4 protein-coding genes are annotated in these 1731 nt (G+C 63.1%); all 4 read right to left on the bottom strand.

Annotation, left to right across the window (positions count from 1 at the left end; translation table 11 throughout):
• Positions 1–280: 280 nt before the first annotated feature.
• Positions 281–514 (bottom strand): hypothetical protein, encoded by a 234-nt coding sequence (locus tag VEY12_05700; GenBank protein HYM39624.1) that lies wholly within the window; start codon positions 512–514, stop codon positions 281–283.
• Between the two features lie 165 nt (positions 515–679).
• Positions 680–1000 carry a hypothetical protein gene (locus VEY12_05695; GenBank protein HYM39623.1) on the bottom strand — a complete coding sequence of 107 codons (321 nt, stop codon included), beginning with the start codon at positions 998–1000 and terminating at the stop codon, positions 680–682.
• Entirely contained in the window at positions 997–1464 is a 468-nt protein-coding gene (locus VEY12_05690) for a hypothetical protein (GenBank protein ID HYM39622.1), read from the bottom strand. Before VEY12_05690 ends, VEY12_05695 begins: the two co-directional genes overlap by 4 nt.
• A gap of 1 nt (position 1465) precedes the next feature.
• On the bottom strand, positions 1466–1731 hold a 266-nt coding region (locus tag VEY12_05685; protein ID HYM39621.1), incomplete at its 5' end, for a hypothetical protein.

Below are 1731 nucleotides of genomic sequence, written 5' to 3'. Positions count from 1 at the left end.
CCCTACCACGCCTCCGACTAGGGTATGGCATACCCTGCCCTTAATGGTGTCGGCAGAAAGCCCGTCCGCTGGTGCATCGGTCCGTGCATTGGGAGGCGCGATCATTGGTGCGCCCCCTTGACAACGTTTAGGCACCGCGTGCAGAAGCGACGGGCAGTCTTGTCCTGGATGATGCGTACGCCACAACGCTCACAACGAGCGACAGCGGGTTCCTTCGCGTGGCTCCGGTGATGCCTCTGGGGCTCCTCAACCGTCTCCGCGACGGGCGGCGTGCGGAGCCTCATTGACCGCTCTCCCTGCGAATCTCCTCCTGCGAGCCCCCCATGCCCACCGGACGGATCCAGATCACGGAACGCTTGGAGACGAAAATCCGGCCGCCTGGGCGTTCGACGATAACCCAGTCGCCCGAATCGAGAACACGACCCACGAGGGTGCGCGCCGCGCCGCCTACCTCGCGGTAGAGAACTTTGAGATCAGTGCCCAGTAGCTTCTCGTCGTTCACATCTTCTTCCACGTCGGCCTCCGCGGCTCGGACTGCGCGCCGGGTCGCTCATTGTCTCCCTCGAACCATGACGTCCCACACCTTAAAAGTCACGGAAGAATGCGTGCGCGGCCGGGCCAGAGGCGCAGGGATCGCACGCATATTCCGGCCGTGTCCGCCAAAAAACATGACTGGGTCCTATAGGAGCTGATACGTGATCGAGCCAGCCGCGGCTCCAGTGGCGCTGGTGATCGAGAGACCTTCGCCGGGTGCGGTGTCCAGGACCGGCGTGGCCGGGCCTCCGCTGTAGGTTACGACGGACGCGGGCCACTGCATCGTGCCCGTTAGATCTCCCGAAGTCGTGCCGGAGAGCTTCAGCGTCCCCGCCGTTGCCAAGCTGAGCTGGTAACCGATGAGTCGCACCCTCTTTCCAGAGACGGCCGACACGATTGTCGTCGTCCCTGCCGAGCCCTGAGCCACCTTCGCGAAGTACACGCCCTGATACAATTCCGTCGTCATGGCTCACCTCGAATCTTCGCGAGTTCCTGTTCGCGATCCGCAAGGAACTGCTTTTCGGCTGCGAGGCGTTTCGCCTCGTCGAGCTGACGTTCCTCCTCCAGGTCCAACTTCCGCTTCGCGATGTACGCGTCGCGGTCGTGCTCGGTCCGAAGGATCCTGAAGTGCCCGTCAGTCTCGAGGGCATAGACATCTTCCTCGCGGTAGATTGGCTCGGGCCAGCCCTTGAGGAAGAGTCGCTGAATGACCTCCGGCTGCCATACCGTGTCGGAGGACCTGACGTACTTCAAGATGCGGCCATCCGGGGCCTCGACGGCCTTGGTCGAGATGACGTCCGTTTTCACAGCATCGCCACCCGCCATGAGGAGCTGCGTCTGTCGGTCGCGCGGACTCGTCGGGACGAACACGGCCCAGGCGAGCACGGGCAATTTCTTCACCCGGTTTTCGATCTCGAGAAGTGACGGCATGTCAGTACCCCTTCTGTAGCTCGTTCCACGGCCGGTACCTTCGACTCTCCAGCCATCGCGCGTTCGCCTCGTGCAAGTCCTCCGGCGGCTCGTCGCGCTGAGGCAGCTTGACGGATGCTTTGACGAGCTGTCCGGTCCGAGGGTGTCGAGTCTCGAATTTCTCGCCACGCGCCACTCCGAGCGCTTTGGCGAGGTTGTCCCGACGCACCTCCGTGATCTCTTTCCTCAGGTCGTGGACCTGCGCCTGCAACGCGCGGGATTCTGCCT

It is taken from the genome of Thermoplasmata archaeon (genome assembly GCA_035632695.1).
GTDB lineage: Archaea > Thermoplasmatota > Thermoplasmata > RBG-16-68-12 > RBG-16-68-12 > RBG-16-68-12.
This window is presented reverse-complemented; position numbering and strand designations above follow the sequence as displayed.